Annotated in this window: 1 protein-coding gene; it reads right to left on the bottom strand. The window is 65.8% G+C overall.

What is annotated here, in order from left to right; genetic code table 11:
* Positions 1-87 precede the first annotated feature (87 nt).
* Positions 88-987, bottom strand: coding sequence for a DMT family transporter (locus AC5JLB_RS27790; RefSeq protein ID WP_495877077.1), 900 nt, complete (start codon positions 985-987; stop codon positions 88-90).
* Positions 988-2,475: the final 1,488 nt, after the last annotated feature.

The raw sequence follows: 2,475 nt of genomic DNA, 5'->3' as shown, positions 1-2,475 counted from the left end.
CTCCCTGTCGCTCGGCGCCGGGTGCGTTTCCACACGGTCTGCAAGAAATACGCACGAGGCGAGGCGTCATGCCTCGCACGAGAAGGTCTAACGAGACGCCGCCAGCGCGCCTGCAACGATCAGCACCGCACCGGCCGCTGTGCCCCAGGACACCGCCGCCACCCCGAGTAGCGAGAGCAGCAGAAGGCTGAAGAGCGGCGTGAGGTAAGCCAGCCCGGAGATCGTCGCCATCTGACCCGTCCGGCTGGCGAGGTCCCACAGCATGTTCGAGAGCGTCAGGGGCGCAACCCCGATGGCAGCGATGGCCAGGAGCTGAGCCCAGGCAAGTTGGGGTGTTGTCTCAAAGGAGAGGTGCAGGCCCATGCCCACGACGGCCATCAGGCCCATGGACGGTCCAATCACGTCGTGCCGCTCCTGTCCCTGAGAGCGAATGGCCGCATACAACGCGAAGGTGAGCCCGCTCGAGAAGGCCAGCAGGACGCCCAAGAGGTCGAAGCCCTGCGCAAAGGTCGGGCCGATGGCGAGCGCCGCGCCTGTGAAGGCTGCCCCGATACCGAGCCACTGGCTGTGCGTGAGCCGGGAGCCGTCCATGCGCGAGGCGATCAGGACCAGGAGGATGGGCCAGAGATAGGAGATGACGTTCGCCTCGGCCGGCCCTATCCGGGGCATGGCCATGAGATAGAGCACGTTGTTGAGGAGGAGCCCGCCCGCAACGAGCAGAAGCGTTCGTGGCCGGGTCCGTATCCATGCCCGCCCTTGCCCCGTGGCGGTGGCGCGCGTCAGGGAGACAGCAAAGCCCGTAGCCGAGCCGAGCGCGATGATTAGGAATGGGGGCGCGGGCTGCGCCCAAGTGGCCAGCGTAGGCCAAGTGGCCCAGAGGAGCACCGCCCCGAGCGCGAGGGAGGCGGCACGTGCCTTGGGGCCGAGCGACCGGATCGCGATCAAGGCGCCCCAGGAGCAGAAAGCAAGCATTGGGACCGGCGCCATTGCGGTCATGCTCCTATCGTCCGGCACACCTCGCGCCTCAGGTAGCCTAGGGGTGAACAACTTCGCCAGCAACGAAGCCAGAGAGGCTTCCTAGGCCGTCTTTTGGGCCGGTAGAGGCCTTCCCCTGTTTGGCAAGGACCAACCCATGCCAGAAACCCCCGGCTAGGTCCCTGCTGCGCTCCGACCTGGCCTGCCGGCAGCGCCGAGGCCGAGGACAGAAAGAAAGACCCCTCGCCGGGGTGGCAGTCCTTCCGATGCGCGCATCGGAAGAACAGCCCAGGAGGGTGAAGCGCTCCGGAGGCCTCAAGTGTTGGCCTCTTGGCCCTGCGGGCCGCCGGGACCGCTTGACCCCTCCTCCGCGCTCTCAACCTAAAAGTCTCAAAATGAGACAGATGTGCTGTGTTACTGCGCACATCTTCGGGGCCACACCCGCGCGCGGCCACAGAGAGCCCGGTTTCCGTCCGGATGGGGGTTCAATGGGGGGCAGACCGTTACCCCTTCCACAATCACCCTACAGGACAGGGGCTTGCGCCCAGACTATGGCGGAGGAGGCCTCCGCCGAACTGGCTGGAACTGCGCCCTGCTGCTGAGGGCTTGTCCCCGCCTCTGCACCGCAGCTGGACGCCGGTGCGATAGGGTTGGCTTCCTGAAAGCAGGAAACATCTCACGACGCACAGCCGACAAGCGAGTTAGGCATCGAGAAGCCCACTCACCTCGCCCGGATAGCCCACTCCTCTACGTTTGCGTGGATCTCGACAGGCACGCCGAACATCGAGTCAGGCTTTGGGGCGCTCCAGACATAACGGAGGGTGGCGGTGTGGAGCTTGTCATGCAGTTCAGGGCTCAGGACGATCGCCTCCGGCACCTGGCCTGCGCGTCGAGCCGCCCGAAGGGCGCGCGCAATGGCTTTGGCGGTGGCGAGAGGACTGGGCATACGACGGCTCCAAGCACAAGGCAGGGCGGGAGCGCAGTCGTGTCTCTCAGGCGCCGGAGGCCAGAGCGTTACGGCGATGGTATTGATATGGGGGTTTCAAACCGAGAGTATAAGGCCGTGTGCCTAGGTGAGGCACCAGAAAGGATGCTGGTATCGCTGCCTCGCTGGCTTTCAGCTGCTTGGGGAGGGCGCTGATCCACCCTTGGGTCCGCCTTCCTGTCAAGGAAACAGGCTACAACCTGTCCGTCGATCCCTTCTAGACCACCCTCGCCAAGGGTCCTGGCTCTGTGCGCCGATGAAGACTTCTGCACGGCCAAGTCTTTCTGGTTCTGGCAACCAGCCTAGCGAGATCCAGCTCCTATGGGTTCTCACCGAGGCGGATCTCAGCGCGCGGGCGAGCCCCCCACACGGCAATCGCGAGCGCCAGCGCCCCGAGTGCGGCGGCTACGGCAAATGTCACTTGCAGCCCAGCCTCGCCACCCGCAGCCAGCCCGAGGCTCCCGGCGCCTCGCGAGCCCCAGGCGAACAGCGCGCTTATGGCCGAGGCCCCGGTC

This window comes from Myxacorys chilensis, assembly GCF_059505265.1.
Note: the sequence above shows the minus strand (reverse complement) of the source record. Positions and strands in the feature narration are given on the sequence as shown.

Coding starts and splice junctions, on each gene's coding strand:
- AC5JLB_RS27790 (WP_495877077.1), bottom strand. CDS start 987: ATGGCGCCGGTCCCAATGCTTGCTTTCTGCTCCTGGGGCGCCTTGATC.